Source organism: Kribbella sp. NPDC059898 (assembly GCF_042730855.1).
GTDB lineage: Bacteria > Actinomycetota > Actinomycetes > Propionibacteriales > Kribbellaceae > Kribbella.
The window spans coordinates 33,437-48,977 of sequence record NZ_JBHWKR010000010.1; the positions used below are offsets into that span (position 1 = coordinate 33,437).

General features: G+C 69.2%; 12 protein-coding genes. 7 read left to right on the plus strand and 5 right to left on the minus strand.

Annotated elements, in window-relative coordinates:
• Positions 1–4: 4 nt before the first annotated feature.
• The 3 genes from ACFV9C_RS28160 (at position 5) to ACFV9C_RS28170 (ending at position 5,416) form a co-directional block, all read left to right on the plus strand.
• Positions 5–1,237: a sensor histidine kinase gene (locus ACFV9C_RS28160; protein ID WP_380198307.1), complete on the plus strand. Its 1,233-nt coding sequence runs from the start codon at positions 5–7 to the stop codon at positions 1,235–1,237.
• Positions 1,230–1,862 carry a response regulator gene (locus ACFV9C_RS28165; protein WP_380198308.1) on the plus strand — a complete coding sequence of 211 codons (633 nt, stop codon included), beginning with the start codon at positions 1,230–1,232 and terminating at the stop codon, positions 1,860–1,862. The genes ACFV9C_RS28160 and ACFV9C_RS28165 overlap by 8 nt, the downstream gene beginning before the upstream one ends.
• Positions 1,863–2,083: 221 nt before the next feature.
• Entirely contained in the window at positions 2,084–5,416 is a 3,333-nt protein-coding gene (locus tag ACFV9C_RS28170) for a S8 family serine peptidase (RefSeq protein ID WP_380198309.1), read from the plus strand.
• 41 nt (positions 5,417–5,457) lie between these two features.
• Here the strand turns inward: ACFV9C_RS28170 and ACFV9C_RS28175 are convergent, their stop codons facing one another.
• Genes ACFV9C_RS28175 through ACFV9C_RS28190 form a run of 4 tightly spaced genes read right to left on the minus strand, consistent with a single transcriptional unit; the run spans position 5,458 to position 9,756 of the window.
• A complete protein-coding gene (locus tag ACFV9C_RS28175) occupies positions 5,458–6,270 on the minus strand; it encodes a carbohydrate ABC transporter permease (protein WP_380198311.1) in 813 nt (270 codons plus the stop codon).
• Complete coding sequence (locus ACFV9C_RS28180) at positions 6,267–7,301, minus strand: carbohydrate ABC transporter permease (RefSeq protein ID WP_380198312.1); 1,035 nt, start codon at positions 7,299–7,301, stop codon at positions 6,267–6,269. Before ACFV9C_RS28180 ends, ACFV9C_RS28175 begins: the two co-directional genes overlap by 4 nt.
• Positions 7,298–8,536, minus strand: a complete 1,239-nt coding sequence (locus ACFV9C_RS28185; protein WP_380198314.1) for an extracellular solute-binding protein — start codon at positions 8,534–8,536, stop codon at positions 7,298–7,300. The genes ACFV9C_RS28180 and ACFV9C_RS28185 overlap by 4 nt, the downstream gene beginning before the upstream one ends.
• Complete coding sequence (locus ACFV9C_RS28190; protein ID WP_380198315.1) at positions 8,533–9,756, minus strand: hypothetical protein; 1,224 nt, start codon at positions 9,754–9,756, stop codon at positions 8,533–8,535. The genes ACFV9C_RS28185 and ACFV9C_RS28190 overlap by 4 nt, the downstream gene beginning before the upstream one ends.
• Before the next feature lie 128 nt (positions 9,757–9,884).
• Here ACFV9C_RS28190 and ACFV9C_RS28195 point away from each other — a divergent pair, with 128 nt between their 5' ends.
• Both ACFV9C_RS28195 and ACFV9C_RS28200 read left to right on the plus strand, forming a co-directional pair.
• A complete protein-coding gene (locus tag ACFV9C_RS28195; RefSeq protein ID WP_380198316.1) occupies positions 9,885–11,603 on the plus strand; it encodes a glycoside hydrolase family 36 protein in 1,719 nt (572 codons plus the stop codon).
• Between the two features lie 14 nt (positions 11,604–11,617).
• Positions 11,618–12,613, plus strand: coding sequence for a LacI family DNA-binding transcriptional regulator (locus tag ACFV9C_RS28200; RefSeq protein WP_380198317.1), 996 nt, complete (start codon positions 11,618–11,620; stop codon positions 12,611–12,613).
• On the opposite strand, the gene ACFV9C_RS28205 is transcribed toward ACFV9C_RS28200, so the two are convergent.
• A complete protein-coding gene (locus ACFV9C_RS28205) occupies positions 12,553–13,767 on the minus strand; it encodes an MFS transporter (RefSeq protein WP_380198318.1) in 1,215 nt (404 codons plus the stop codon). The two genes, ACFV9C_RS28200 and ACFV9C_RS28205, sit on opposite strands and share 61 nt — an antisense overlap.
• A gap of 67 nt (positions 13,768–13,834) precedes the next feature.
• On the opposite strand from ACFV9C_RS28205, the gene ACFV9C_RS28210 reads away from it, so the two are divergent.
• Both ACFV9C_RS28210 and ACFV9C_RS28215 read left to right on the plus strand, forming a co-directional pair.
• Positions 13,835–14,842 carry a DUF5937 family protein gene (locus ACFV9C_RS28210; RefSeq protein WP_380198319.1) on the plus strand — a complete coding sequence of 336 codons (1,008 nt, stop codon included), beginning with the start codon at positions 13,835–13,837 and terminating at the stop codon, positions 14,840–14,842.
• Positions 14,839–15,510 (plus strand): hypothetical protein, encoded by a 672-nt coding sequence (locus ACFV9C_RS28215; protein WP_380198320.1) that lies wholly within the window; start codon positions 14,839–14,841, stop codon positions 15,508–15,510. The genes ACFV9C_RS28210 and ACFV9C_RS28215 overlap by 4 nt, the downstream gene beginning before the upstream one ends.
• The last annotated feature ends 31 nt before the right edge of the window (positions 15,511–15,541 follow it).

Genomic DNA, 15,541 nt, shown 5'->3' on the forward strand with positions numbered 1-15,541 from the left:
GCAGGTGACGACGGCCGACAGCGAACTCGAGCGGCGCCAGGCGGCATTCCAGCGCTGGGCGCCGTACTTCCTGCTCGGCCTCGGCACCCTGCTGGCGCTCGCGACCTCGGGCGAACTGACCCCGGTCACCCGCGAGCGGCAGCTCGGGTTCGCGCTGGTCGGGGTCGCGCTGGTCATGCAGGTGTGGTGGACGTGGAGCGGCCGCATGCACCGCGGGCCGAACGCGATCTCGGTGACGTTCTACGTGATCCGCTGGGTGCTCGCCTGCGTGCTGACGTCGCTGAACGGCTTCTTCGCGTTCTACGTCGTCGCGGGCTACTACGACGCCGACGAGATGATTCCCGGGCGGAAGCGGCAGCGGCTCGCGCTGTTCGCCTGCACGATCCCGATCGCCGGCGCGCAGACCGGCCACTGGCCGCCGCACGGCCCGATGTGGCTGGCGTTCGCCGGGCTCGTGATCGCGAACAACGTGCTGCTGACCGTCGTGAAGCACTTCGCCGAACAGCAGGAGGCCCGGTCCCAGGCGCGCGCGGACACGATCGCGGAGCTCGAACAGGCCCACGAGGAGAACGCCGCCCTGCAGGCCCAGCTCCTCGTCCAGGCACGCGAAGCGGGGATCGCGGACGAGCGCCGCCGGCTGGCCGCGGAGATCCACGACACGATCGCGCAGGGCCTGACCGGCATCATCGCCCAGCTCCAGGCGGTCGCGAACACCTCCGACCCGGACGTGGTCCAGGACCGCGTCGGCCGGGCGAGCGAGCTGGCCCGGCACAGCCTCGGCGAAGCCCGCCGTTCGGTGCAGAACCTGGCACCGGCCGGGCTGTCGTACGACGGTCTGCCCGAGGCGATGCGTAAGACCGTCGACCAGTGGTCGGAGCGGACCGGCGTACCGGCCGAGTTCACGCTGACCGGTACGGCGCAGCACCTGCACGGCGAGTTCTCCGCGACGCTGCTGCGGATCACGCAGGAGGCGCTCGCGAACGTCTCCAAACACGCCGCCGCAACTCGCGTCGGCGTGACGCTCAGCTTCATGGACGACGAGGTGACGGTGGACATCCGCGACGACGGCAAGGGCTTCGACCCGCTGGCACTGCCGGCCCGGTCGGGCACCGGCGGGTTCGGGCTGGACGGCATGCGCGCCCGCGCCGAACGGATCGCCGGCTCGCTCACCGTCGAGGCCGAGCCAGGGTTCGGTACGGCGATCTCCGCTCACGTACCGTTGGTGCTCCATGCCTGACATCACGCTGCTTCTCGTCGACGACCACCCCGTCGTCCGGAACGGCCTGCGCGGGATGTTCGAGGCCGCCGACGGCTTCACCGTGCTCGCCGAGGCGCCGGACGGCGTCCGAGCGGTCGAACTCGCCGCCGAGCTGGAGCCCGACGTGATCCTGATGGACCTGCGGATGCCGGGCGGCGGCGGGCTGGACGCGATCACGGAGCTGACCCGCCGCCGCATCCGCTCGAAGGTGCTGGTGCTGACGACCTGGGACACCGACACCGACACGCTGCCCGCGATCGAGGCCGGCGCGACCGGGTACCTGCTGAAGGACGCCCCGCAGGACGAGCTGTTCAACGCGGTCCGCCAGGCCGCCGCGGGCCGGACCGTCCTCTCCCCCGCGGTCGCGTCGCGGCTCGTCTCCGCGGTCCGCTCCCCCGCCCCGGCCCCACTCGCCGTCCGCGAACGCCAGGTCCTCGAACTGGTCGCGAAGGGTACGTCGAACCGCGACATCGCCCGCGAACTGTTCATCAGCGAGGCCACGGTGAAGACCCACTTGAGCCACGTCTTCACCAAGCTCGGCGTCACCGACCGCGCCGCGGCGGTTGCCAAGGGCTACGACCAGGGCATCCTCGGGCGCGACTGAGACAGCGACTGAGACAGCGACTGATAATTGGCTGAGGTCTGGCCGGGCCCGGATTCTGGGCATAGCCTCGGCTCAGGCGGGTGCCGAGGGGGCGCCGGCCGTACGCCGGTCCGGGGGGATTCGGTCAAGAAGGACTGAGGGTCTTTGGGTTCCTGGGGGTCACCTGACGTCCTGTGCTGCCTCCTGCCGTGACGGCGTTCCGTCTCATGGGAGGCCCTTGCATGAGGTCACCGATCCACCGACGAAGTTCTCGCCGTACCGCCATGGCCGGGGTGTCCGCCGGTCTGTTGGTCGCCGCTTTGCTGCCCGCGGGAACCGCGGCCGCCGGCACCCCACCGAGCGGCTGGTCCGCGAAGCCGTTGACACTCACCAGCACGGTGAACGGCGCCAAGTCCCCGAGCGGTCAGCTCGCGAAGAGCGACCCGGCGCTCGTGAACAGTACGTCCGGCAAGCAGGTCCGGGTGGTCGTCAAGCTCGACTACGACTCGCTGGCGGCGTACCGCGGTGGGCTCAAAGGCCTGCCCGGCACCAGCCCGGCCGTCACGGGCAAACACCTCGACCCGAAGAGCGCGAACGCGACGAAGTACCTGAAGCACATCGGCTCGCTGGAGAACGACTTCCTGTCGGCGCTGCAGTCGAAGGTGCCGAGCGCGAAGGCCGGCCAACGGCTGCGGACCGTGTACGGCGGGATCGCGGTCAGCCTGCCCGCGAACAAGGCCCGTGACCTGCTGAAGCTGCCCGGTGTGGCCGCCGTACAGCAGGACGGCCTGGAGCAGTTGCTGACCGACTCCAGCGGTACGTTCATCGGCGCGCCGACGATCTACAACCAGCTCGGCGGCTCGGCCGGTTCGGGCAAGGGCGTGATCGTCGGCGTCCTGGACAGCGGCGTCTGGCCGGAGCATCCGTCGTTCCGGGACCCGGGCAGCTTGCCGGCACCGGCCGCGAAGGCCGACGGTACGCCGCGGACCTGCAACTTCGGCGACAACCCGTTGACGCCCGCGACGGACGTGTTCGCCTGCAACAACAAGCTGATCGGCGGGCAGCCGTTCCTGGCCACGTACAACGCGGTGGTCGGCGGCGAGCTCTACCCCGACTCGGCCCGCGACTCCGACGGCCACGGGACGCACACCGCGTCGACGTCGGCAGGCGACCCGGTCGCGAACGCGAACCCGCTGGGCATCGACCGCGGCCCGATCCTCGGGATCGCGCCCGCCGCGGAAGTCTCGGTGTACAAGGTCTGCGGCGCCACCGGCTGCTTCCAGAGCGACTCCGTGCAGGCCGTCGCGCAGGCGATCCTCGACGGTGTCCGGGTGATCAACTACTCGATCTCCGGCGGCAGCGACCCGTACAGCGACCCGGTCGAGCTCGCGTTCCTGGACGCGTACGCGGCCGGCGTGTTCGTGGCCGCCTCGGCCGGCAACTCCGGTCCGACCGCCGCGACGACGGACCACCGCAGCCCGTGGGTCACCACGGTCGCCGCGTCCACGCAGAGCCGGACCTTCCGTTCGACCGTGACCCTGTCCGGTGGCGGCGCGACCGCGACGGTGTCGGGCGCGTCGATCACCGAAGGCACCGGCGCGCATCCGATGGTGCTCGCGTCGGCTCCGCCGTACAACAACGCCGGGTGCACGGTCCCGGCACCGCCCGGGATCTTCGTGGGCAAGATCGTGCTCTGCCAGTTCAGCTCCGGCCGGATCCTGAAGGGCTTCAACGTCAGGCAGGGCGGCGCGGCCGGCATGTTGATGTACAACTCGGCGCCGTTCGACGTGTTCACCGACAACCACTGGCTGCCCGCCGTACAGCTGGAGAAGCCGGATTCCGACACGCTGCTGGCGTTCCTCGCCGCGCACCCGGGGGCGACCGCGTCGTTCACGCAGGGCGCGAAGACCACCTGGCAGGGCGACGTGATGACGTACTTCTCGTCGCGCGGTCCCGGCGGCGACTTCCTCAAGCCCGACGTCACCGCGCCCGGCCTGCAGATCATGGCCGGTGAGACGCCGACGCCCGACTCCCCGGCCGCCGGCCCGCCCGGGAACCTGTACCAGGTGATCGCCGGTACGTCGATGTCGTCGCCGCACGTCGCCGGATCGGCCGCGCTGCTCTTCGCGCTACACCCGTCGTGGACGCCGGGACAGGTCAAGTCCGCGCTCGAGACGACCGCGAGGACGGCCGTCGTGAAGCCGGACCGGGTCACCCCGGCCGACCCGTTCGACGACGGCGGCGGGCGGATCGACCTCACCAAGGCCGGCGATCCCGGTCTGACGATGGACGAGACCGCGGCGAACTACGCGGCCTCCGCGACCGACGCGCTCGACCGGATCGACCTCAACCTGCCGTCGGTGAACGCGCCGACGATGCCGGGGCTGATCACCGCCGAGCGGACGGTGAAGAACGTCACCAACCAGACGCTGACGTTCAAGGCGAGCGGTACGACGGTGAACGGCGCGAACATCACCGTGCTGCCGCCGGCGTTCCAGGTGAAGCCCGGCAAGACGCAGAAACTGACGATCGCGATCACCGCACCCGACCTGCCCGACGGTCAGTACTTCGGCCAGGTCAACCTCACGCAGGTCGGCGGCAGCCGGGCCCTGCACCTGCCGGTCGCGTTCTACCGCAAGCAAGGCGTCGTACCGGTCGACCAGGCCTGTACGCCGTCCACGATCGCGCGGAACACCGGCCAGTCGACGTGCACCGTGACCGTGCAGAACAACAGCCTGCAGACCACGAGCGTGACGGCGGCCAGCACCCTCAGCTCGCAACTGCGGCTGAACAGCGTCACCGGCGCGACGAAGATCGGTTCGCAGATCGCCACCAAGACGGCGACCTTGGCCGGTCGCCAGCCCGACAAGCCGGTCATCGGACCCGGCACGACACCCGCGGGGTACATCCCGCTGGACGTGTTCGGGATCACGCCGATCCCGATCGGCGACGAGCAGGCGCTGAACTTCACGGTCCCGTCGTACGTCTACGCCGGTCAGACGTACACGTCGATCGGGGTGGTCTCCGACGGGTACACGGTCGCGGGCGGTACGACGTCCTCGGCCGACGTCCAGCCGGTGCCGCAGAACCTGCCGGATCCGGCGGCGCCGAACAACGTGCTCGCGCCGTTCTGGACCGACCTCGACGGCACGGGGACGCCGGGCATCCAGATCGCCACGCTGACCGACGGCGTGAGCTCGTGGATCGTCATCGAGTGGAAGGTGAACGTGTTCGGCACCACCAGTGGGCGGGTGTTCCAGCAGTGGATCGGCGTCAACGGCGCCGAGGACATCAGCTTCACGTACGACCCGGCCAACCTCCCGGCCGCCCCACCGGCGGGCTATGGCCTGACGGTCGGCGCCGAGAACCTCGACGGTACGGCGGGCAGCCAGCTCTCCGGCCCGCCCACCGCGGACCAGGTCGTCAGGTCCACCCCGGGCGCACCCGGCGGCACACTGACGTACTCGATGAACCTCAAGGGCGTCCAGAAGGGCACCGGCACCGTCACCACCGGCACCTCCACGCCCCTCGTGAAAGGCATAACCCTCAAGGTCAGCAAGATCCTCGTCAACTGAAACCCGTACGGGGACCGCGAACACAGCGTTCACGGTCCCCGCTACTTGCCGCCGGTGAACGTGATGCCGTTGGTGATCTGTTTCTGGGCGAGGAAGAAGATCAGCAGGCACGGGACCGTGATCAGGACGGACGTTGCCATCAGCAACGGGGTGTCGGTGCCGTTGACGGACTGGAAGCCGGCCAGGGCCAGCGGGAGGGTCTTCCACTGGTCGGAGTTGATATAGATCGCCGGGCCGAGGAAGTTGTTCCAGTAGCCCATGAACAGCAGGATCGACACCGCGACCACGGCCGGGCGCGCCAGCGGCAGGTACACCAGCCGGAACATCGTGAACCAGCCGCACCCGTCGACGACCGCCGCGTCGGCCAGCTCCTCCGGCATCCGGGCGAAGAACTGCCGGAACAGGAAGATGTAGAACGGCGACCCGAAGAACGCGGGCAGGATCAGCGGGTAGAGCGTGTCGACCATGCCGAGGTTGTTGAACAGCATGAACTGCGGCACCATCGTCACCTCCCCCGGCAGCAGCATGGTCGCCAGGACGACGGCGAACAGTACGCCGGAGAACCGCACCCGCAGCCGCGCGAACGCGAACCCGGCCAGCGAGCACGAGAACACCGTGCCGATGATCGGGATCAGCGTGGTCAGCACCGAGTTCAGCGCGTACCGCCAGAACGGGAACGACGTGACCGCGCGTACGTAGTTGTCCCAGAGGAACTCGTGCGGTACGACGCTCGCGCCCGAACTACCGACACCCGCCAGGGAGCGTAGTGAAGTCGCGATCATCCACAGGAACGGGTAGACGAACACCACCGAGCCGAGGACCAGGACGACGTACAGCAGTATCGACTTCTTCATCTCTTCCGGCTCCGCAGCTCGGTCTCGTAGTAGACGGCGAACGCGCTGCCGCGCAGGGTGACCGCGGTCAGCGCCAGGATGACCGCGAACAGGATCCAGGCCAGCGCGGACGCGTAGCCCATCCGGAAGTTCTGGAACGCGTTGTCGTACAGGTAGTAGACGAAGAACAGCAGCGAGTCCTTCGGGCCGCCCTTCGCGATGAAGCCCTGGGTGAAGATCTGCAGCGAGCCGATGATCCCGGTGAGCGCGTTGAACAGGATGATCGGCGACATCTGCGGCAGCGTCACGTGCCAGAACTGCCGGACCGGCCCGGCGCCGTCGAGCGCGGCCGCCTCGTACAAGTTGGACGGCACGTCCTTCAACCCGGCCAGGTATATCACCATCGCTCCGCCGACCGTCCACAGACTCATCAGGATCACCGTCGGCAGCGCCCACGACGCGTCGTTGAACCAGCCCGGCCCGTCGATCCCGAACCGGCCGAGCACGTCGTTCATCAGGCCGTACTGCGGGTTGAACACCCACAGGAACAGCACCATCTGCGCGACCCCGGAGACCAGCGACGGCAGGTACCAGATCGTCCGGAAGAGGCGCATTCCCGGCAGGTCGGTGTTCAGCAGCAGGGCGACGAGGAACGCCAGGGCCGTCTGGAGCGGGACGCTGAGCACGGCGTACAGCAGGGTGACCTTGAGTGCCTGCGCGACCTTCGGATCCTGGAACGCCTCCGTGTAGTTGGACAGGCCAACGAACTTGGGCGGGGTGATCAGGTCCCACGAGGTCAGGCTGACGTACACCGACGACGCCATCGGGCCGACCGTGAACAGCGCGAACCCGATCAGCCACGGCGACACGAACAGCCAGAACGCGATCGTCCGGTCCGCCCGCGGCCACTTCCGCCGGGCCCCGTACGCCGCCAGTCCGATGACGGCGTACAGGACGATCAGCAGCAGCAGGAACGGGACGAGCGGGACCAGTGCGCCTGGGACGCCCCAGGACGACGCCAGGTTCCGGATCCAGCCGACGGTCGGGTTCACTTGGCCAGGGCCTGGGTGCACTTGGCCGCGAGCTGCGGCAGCACCTTCGCGACGTCGTCCTTGCCGGTGCCGAGCGCGGTGTAGCTGGTCATGCCCTTCTCGGCGTCACCGGAGATCTGCGCCTCCTTCGGCACCGACACGTCCACCACACCCGACTTCAGCGCGGTCGTGAACGCGGCCAGGTTCCGCGCGGCGGGCAGTACCTTCTCCAGGGTCGGCGAGGACGCCTCGATGATCGGTACGCCGAGCGCCGTGCTGCCCTGGATCAGCTGGTCCTGAGCAACCTGCTGCGTACTGGCGAACTCGACGAACTTCTTCGCGGTCTCGAGCTGCTTGCCGCTCGCGTTCTTCGCGATGCCGAGGCCGTCGACCTCCATCGGGAACCCCTTGCCGGGGACCGGGACCAGCGTCCAGTCCGGCTTGCTGATCTTCGCGAAGTCCGCGACCGTCCACGGCCCGAAGTCGCTGAACGTCGCGAGCCGCCCGGCCGCGAACCACTGCGCCTGGTCCTGCCCCTGGATGTCGGTCGAGGTCGGCGCATAACGGTTCTTCTGCATGTCGACGACGTACTGCGCGGTCTTCACGCCGGTCTCGTCGCCGAACGAGCAGGCGGTCGCGTCCGAGTTGTAGTAGCTGCCGCCGGCCGCGGTCAGCCAGCCGCGGTACCAGAGGTTGCTGGAGCCGTAGACGCGGGTCTTGCCGTCACCGTGCGAGAGCTTCGCCGAGATCGCCTTGAACTCGTCGAGCGTCAGCGGTGTCGTTGCACTCGGCAACGGTACACCGGCGGCCTTGAACGCGTCGGTGTTGATCGCCATCACCTTCGGCTTGGCGGCGAACGGCATCGCGTACGACTTGCCCTGGTACTGCATCGCGGCCGAGATGTTCGGCTGCACGTACTTGTTCGGGTCGACGGTCTGCTCGGCGAAGCTCGGCGCGAAGCCGGCCAGGCTGGTGTTGCTGATCTCCATCACGGTCGACTGGGTACCGGCCGCGATCGACGTCTGCAGCTTCTGCTCGTAGTCGGACTGGATCCAGTTGGTGGTCACCTTGGTGCCCGGGTTCGCCTTCTCGAACGCGGCCGCGATCGCCTTCAGCGAGGCGGCCTCGGAGTTGGTGCCCCAGAAGGAGAACGAGATCTCGGCGCTGTCGTTCGCCGTATTGGACGCCGGGGCGTTGCCGGTCGCACAGCCGGCGGCCAGGAGTACGGCGAACGCGGCGGGGAGGAGCTTCTTCATGAACAGTCCTTGGGGTGGACGACCCGGGCGGTCCGGCCGGGTGCGAGGGAATGGGTCTCGGAACCGACGGTCACGGTGAGCGGACCCGGTCCGCTCCGCACGGTGACTTCGGTGGCGTGCTTGCCTTCTTGGTGGATCCGGAGGCTCCAGGCGCCGATCGGCAGATTGTCGACAATCAGCGTGTTGATCTCTACGGGCAGATGGGACGTGATGGTGAGGGCGGCGTTCGGTGCGTCCGGGCGCAGTCCGAGCAGGCCGGCGACCAGGTGCTCGACGACCGTGAACGAGATCTCCGGGTAGTCGTCGCGGCTGTCGATCAGGTGCTTCGTCCAGCGCCACGCCGACTCGTCCCGGCCGTGGTCGAAGAGGAACTCCGGCCAGTAGCTGAACGACTCGATGTTCTGTGGCGGCTCGGCTTCCATCTGCTGCTCGAGGTAGTCGAGGAAACGCTCGGCGCGCTCCCCCGTGCCACTCAGCCCGAACAGCGGAACGAGCGTGTGCGACTCCAGTCCCCAACTGAAGTCCAGCCCGTCCTTGGTGACGCCGCGGGCGAAGTGGTCGCCGTTCCACCACTCGTTGTAGGTGTTCTGGATCTTCTCGGCCGCTGCGTGCCGGCCGAGTTTGCGGAGGGCGCCGTACTGCGCGGCGAGGCCGTCGCCCGCCCGCAGCAGCGGGGCCTCGCGTTCGTTGTACGTCGCCGTACCGAGGAAGATGTCCGCGGTGCCGGCGGCCTCGGGAATGCCGTCGCCGTCGGCGTCGTGGGCCGCGACGAACTCGTTCGTGCTGTGCCGGTAGTACGCCGCCAGGTCGGGGTCGTCGATCCAGCGCCGGTCGCCGGTCCAGTCGTACTGCTCCAGCGCCCGGTAGGTCAGGTCGAACACCGCGGGGATCTCCCGGACGAAGTGCTCGTCGTCGTGGTAGTCGAGGTCGGCGATCCGGCCGTCGAAGTGGAACGCCCAGAGCGGGAACCACTTCCGTGCCGGGGTCGCTGAGCGGGCGAAGTGCCGGAACATCGCGAAGTTCTCCGCGTCCAGGCCGAGCAGGTGCGCGCCGGCCGCCTGGTGGCAGACGTCCCGGGAGTAGAACATCGGCCGGGACGGGTAGCCGGCCCAGTAGGACGGCAGGTTCCCAGGGCCGGTCCGCACCCAGGCGAGGGCCCGGTCCCGGGCCCAGCGGAAGGCGTCCTCGACATACGCCAGATCGGAGCTGACAGCCAGCACTCTCGCACCTCTCGCAAACTGCGCCCATGCAAAACGCGCAAAATTTGATATTAGCGGTAAAACTAGAGATCGGATCTCGTTCCGTCAATACCTTCAGCGGGCCTGGTTTTACCGCTATAGTCCAGCGCGTGACGACATTCGAGATCCGCTCTCCCGACGGTCGCACCGTTCGGACGGGGAGCATGAGCGGGGCCGGTACGCTGACCGTGCGGCCGTCCGCCGAGGCCGGGGTGCTGCGGTACGACGTGGTCGCGGACGGGCCGGTGACGCTGCGCTGGACCTGGCCGGCCGACGATGCGGTGACGCTCTGGCGGGCGGCCCAGGACTCGCACCGGCAGCTCCCCACCGACTGGGGCTCGCACCGCTCGGTCCGCTCGGTCCGCTCGGCCCCGGTGGCGGCGCTCGTCGATGCGCGGAGTTGTAGTTTGTCGACAATCTCCTTGTCGACCAACGTGCGTGGCTGTGACTTCGCGGTCGGCGTGAACGAGGAGACGGCGGAACAACTGATCGAGCTCACCGTGACCGATGTGGAGGACGGACGTTTCACACTTCGCATCGATCTGCGGGCCGAGCACTTCTCCGAGGCGTTGCGTGGTGTCACGGCCGACTGGACCGCCGAGCTGGGTGACCGGATCGCGCCGGTGCCGGCGGTTGCCCGGGAGGCGATGTACTCGACCTGGTACAGCGATCACCAGCACGTGTCGGCCGCGTCGGTGGAGCGGCACGCTCGCGCGGGTACGGCGTACGGGACCAAGGCGGTGATCGTCGACGACGGCTGGCAGACCGACGACACGCGGCGCGGGTACGCGTACTGCGGCGACTGGGAGCCGACCGGCGCGACCTTCCCGGACATCGCGGAGCATGTACGGCGGGTGCACGAGCTCGGGCAGCGCTACGTGCTGTGGCTCGCACCGCCGCTGATCGGCGTGCACTCGAAGGCCTGGCCGACCATGAAGGACCGCATCCTCGGGTTCGCCGACGCCGACGTCACGGCGGTCCTCGACCCGCGGTACCCGGAGGTCCGCGAGCACCTGCTCGAGGCGTGCGTCCGGCCGGTCCGGGACTGGGGCGTCGACGGGCTGAAGATCGACTTCATCGACTCGTGGGCGCAGGTCTCGCCGCCCGCCGGCCCGGGCATGGACTGCGAGTCGGTGGACGAGGGCGTCGAGCGGCTGCTCCAGTCGATCACCGACGAGCTGCGCGCGTTGCGGCCGGACGTGCTGATCGAGTTCCGGCAGGACTACGTGCATCCGCGGCTGTGGCAGTTCGGCACGTTCCTGCGGGCCGGCGACTGTGCACTTGACCCGGTCGAGAACCGGGTCCGGACAGTGGATTGCCGACTGTTGGCAGGTGACCGCGCGGTCCACTCCGACATGCTGGTGTGGCACCGGTCCGCGTCGGTCGAGAACGTCGCGCAGCAGTTCATCGGCGCGCTGTTCAGTACGGCACAGGTGTCGATGGAGCTCGACGAACTGTCCGCGGAACACCAGCAGGTCGTCCGGCACTGGCTCGGGTTCATGAAGGACCACGCCGACGCTCTGCTGCACGGCGTACTGCTGCCGTCGCGGCCGGACGCGCGCTACACGCAGGTGCGTACGGTCGGAGCCGGCAAAACTGTCGTTGCCGTGTTCACCGACCCGGTGGTGCGGGTAGAGGATGCCTGCACAGTGGTGGTCAACGGTGGCGCCGAGCGACGGCTGTACGTCGAAGGTGCGGCCGGCGGCCGGGTGGAACTCGTAGTGTCGGACTGTTCCGGCCACGAGGTGCACCGGGCGGCCACGACGCCGCCGGAGGTATGGGTGATCGACGTACCGGTCGGCGGGGTGGCCCGGATCGTACGGACCTGAGGGGGATCGACTTGGTGGCACAGAAGCCGCGGCGGACGACGGTCGCGGACGTGGCGCGGCTGGCCGGGGTGTCGGCGATGACGGTGTCGAACGTGCTGAACGCACCGCACCGCGTCGCCCCGCCGACGGTGCAGACCGTGCGCGCCGCGATCGAGGAGCTCGGGTACATCCCGAACCACGCCGCCCGCGCGCTGTCCTCCGGCCGCAGCCAGGTGATCGGCCTGCCGCTGTACTTCGACGACGAGGACGACTCCGGCGACACCGGGCTCGGCGGGTTCCTGCACGGGCTGCTCGGCGGCCTGGTGAAGGCGGCTGCCGTCTCCGGGTACGGCGTCCACGTGACCACGCCGACGGAGGGTGCGACCGAGATCGCCTTGTACGAGAAGCTGATCGCGGCGCGGCAGGTCGACGCGATCGTCGTACTGGAGACGATGCCGCACGATCCGCGGCTCGAGTTCCTCAGCCGGCGGCGGTTCCCGTTCGTCGCGTTCGGGCAGACGGCGGCCGATCAGCGGCAGTGCTGGGTGGACGTGGACAACGCGTCGTCGATGGCGGGGATTGCCGACCATCTACGGTCGACCGGCCGCGAACGGGCCGTCTACCTGGCGACGGACAGCGCGTTGCCGTGGGTGCATCAGCGGCGGGACGGGTTCGTGGACGGGTTCCCGGCGACCGAGGTGCGGTCGTTCGGTTCGCTGGAGGCGGTCGCGGAGTACGTCGCGGAGGCGGAGCTGCCGGACGCGTTCGTGGCCGACAACGACGCGTTCGCGGTGGTGGCGATGCGGACGCTGCAGCGCCGCGGGATCACGGTCGGCGAGGACGTCGCGGTGACCGGGTTCAACGACTTCCCGTTCGCGAGCATGCTCGACACGCCGCTGACCACGGCCCGGATCCCCCTGCAGGACATCGCAAGCCACCTGTTCACCCGCGCCCTGCACGAGATCGCGGGTCAGCCCGACGAACCTGGCAGGCTGGTCACCGCTCCGCTCGTGGTCCGCTCGAGTGCCTGACGGGCGACGAGCAGCGTGGTCGCCGTACCGAGGGCGCCGGCCAGTGCGATCGTCAGGTTCGGGGCGAGGAACGAGCCGACCACGCCGCCGAGCGCGATGCTGACGCCCTGGATCGCCATCAGGCCGCTCGTCTGGATGGTGAACAATCGACCGCGGTGCGCCGGGTCGACGGCGTTCAGGATCAGCGGGTCGATGCCCTGGTTGAACGCGTACCCGGCGCCGGAGATCGCCAGCAGCACCGCCGCCAGCGGGATCGGCGGCACCGTCAGGAACGCGACCGCCGGCAACTGGCTGGTGAGCAGGAACGGAACGACGAGCCGTCGCCGCACGGAAGGGGTGAACCGTGCGACGACGAGCTCGCCGAACACACCGCCGACCGCGTATCCGGTGAACAGCGCACCGGCGGCCGCGGCCGCGGTGCCGACCTGGGCGGTGTACGCGACGGCGAGTCCGTCCGGCACCGACGAGAACGCCGGCGCCACCCAGGTCAGCAGGATCAGGTTGCGGAGCCGCACGTTCCCGAACACCAACTGCAGGCCGGCCCACGAGTCGCGGACCGCGTTCCGGGTCCGCTCCCCCGGCGGCGTGGCCGGGGTCCCGGTGCCGATCAGGATTGCCGACAATCCGAAGGTCAGCACTTCGACGATCAGCAGCGACCGCGCGCCGATCGCCGCCACCGCGATCCCGCCGAGCGCGAAGCCGGTCAGCACCGCTGTCTGGCCGATTGCCCGCAGCAACGACCGGCCGACCGGGAACAGGTCCTGCGGCAACAGGTACGCCAGGCTCGCCGCACGGGCTCCGGCGAAGATCGGCGCGATCATCCCGAGCCCGAGCAGCAGTCCGAGCAGGCCGCCGACCGGCATCCCCGGCAGCAGCATCGCGAGCACACAGGTCGCACTGAGCAGGTCGCACGTCACGAGTACCCGCCGCGCGGGGAAGCGGTCCGTCATCGACGAGAACAGCACCCCGCTCACGGCGTACGGCAGGAACGAGCACACCAGCACGAGTGCCGACAGCAACGGTGAACCGGTACGTTCGAAGATCAGGATCGACAGCGCCACCTGCGCACCGACCGTCCCGAGCATGGAGACGGTGTGCGCGGCGTACACGGCACGCATGCCGGGAACGCGGAGTACAGCTCGGTAGGACGTCACGCAGCGAGCGTGCGGCATCTGACACCCGCGGGCGTAGAGTTTTGGTTGTGGCCGAAAGTTCTCTCCGATGACGGTACTGCGTTTCACCCAGGCCGACGCGCTCCGCTGCCGCTTCGGCGCCTCGCCGCTGTGGGAGACGATGTCGGCCGTCCGGGTCATGCACCAGTCCCACCGGCGATCGCTGTACGACGACTGGTTGGAGACGAAGCGTGACGCCGTCGCACACCTCGACCTGCGCGGGCTGCGCGCCGTACAGCCTCGGGTCGGGTTCACGCCGGACTTCCTGACCCCGCCGCCGAAGGCGTCCCGGGCGAAGTTCGCGACCGAGATCGCGCGCGTCCGCAGTACGCCGCTGGAGAAGGTCCGCACCGAGCTCGTCCAGTCCCGGGACGAACTGCAGAACCCGGCCGCACCTGAGATCGAGCGGATGCTCACCGACCTGTCCGGCACCCGGGAACGGCTCGCGGACGAGATCGAGAGCGCGTGGGAGGCGCTGGTCAAACCGGACTGGTCGTTGATCAGCCGGGTGCTCGAGGACGACATCGCGTACCGCGGCCGGCAGCTGACCGACGGCGGCCTGGCCGGACTGTTCGACGACCTGCACCCGACCCTCAGCTGGGAGAACGACCGGCTGATCGCGTCGAGGTACCGTTCCGCGGACCGCGACCTGTCCGGGCAGGGCCTGCTGCTCGTCCCCGGTGTGTTCGCCTGGCCGCACCTGGTGATGGTTGTCGATCCGGCGTACCACCCGACCCTCGTCTACCCCGCTCGCGGCGCTGCCCGTCTGTGGTCCGACGCACCGGCTCCCCCGGACGCGCTCGCCCGTCTCCTCGGCCGTACTCGCGCCACGCTCCTGGTAGCCCTCGATCCGCCGGCCACCACGAGCGCCCTCGCCACGCAGTACGACCTGGCCCTCGCCACCGTCGCCGAGCACCTGTCCGCCCTGTCCGACGCCGGCCTCGCGACGCGTCGACGGACCGGGCACCAGGTCCACTACCGGCGGACCGAGGTGGGACAGGCCGTCATCGACGCCTCCGTGGGACAGCCGTCCTCCGGCGGCAGAATGTTGACGTGAGCAAGCCGACGAAGGTCCGAGGACCCAGCATCCGGCACACCAGGCGTTGGCCGGCATCGCTGGCGGTGGTCTCGGTCCTGGTCCTGCAGTTGCTGGTGCCAACGCAGGTGAACGCGTTGCCGCGGTGGTTGATGCCGGCGCTCGGAGCGCTGCTGCTGCTGCCGTTGGTGTGGATGAACCCGTACCATCTGCGCCGCGACGAGCCGTGGTTGCGGCCGGTCGCCGTGACCCTTGTCGCCGTACTGGTCGCGGTGAACGCGTACTACCTCGCGGGGATGATCGCGTTCCTCGGCAACGGCGAGGCGAACCAGGGCAAGGTGCTGGTGAAGAGCGCGCTGCTGATCTGGGTGACCAACGTGGTCGCGTTCGCGGTGTGGCTGTGGGAGGTCGACCGCGGCGGACCGTTCGCCCGGGCGCCCGAGCACGCCCGGGAGGCTGAGCGGGCCGACCTGCTGTTCCCGCAGATGACCGTCGAACTGGACGGCTGGAAGACCTGGATCCCCGGGTTCACCGACTACCTGTACGTGTCGTTCACCAACGCGACCGCGTTCAGTCCGACCGACACGATGCCGCTGAGCGCCCGCACCAAGGTGCTGATGGGCATCGAGTCGGCGGTCTCGTTACTCACCGTCGCGGTGGTCGCGGCGCGCGCGGTGAACGTGCTCTGAGATCCCACTCGACAGGCTTGTAATGGGCGTG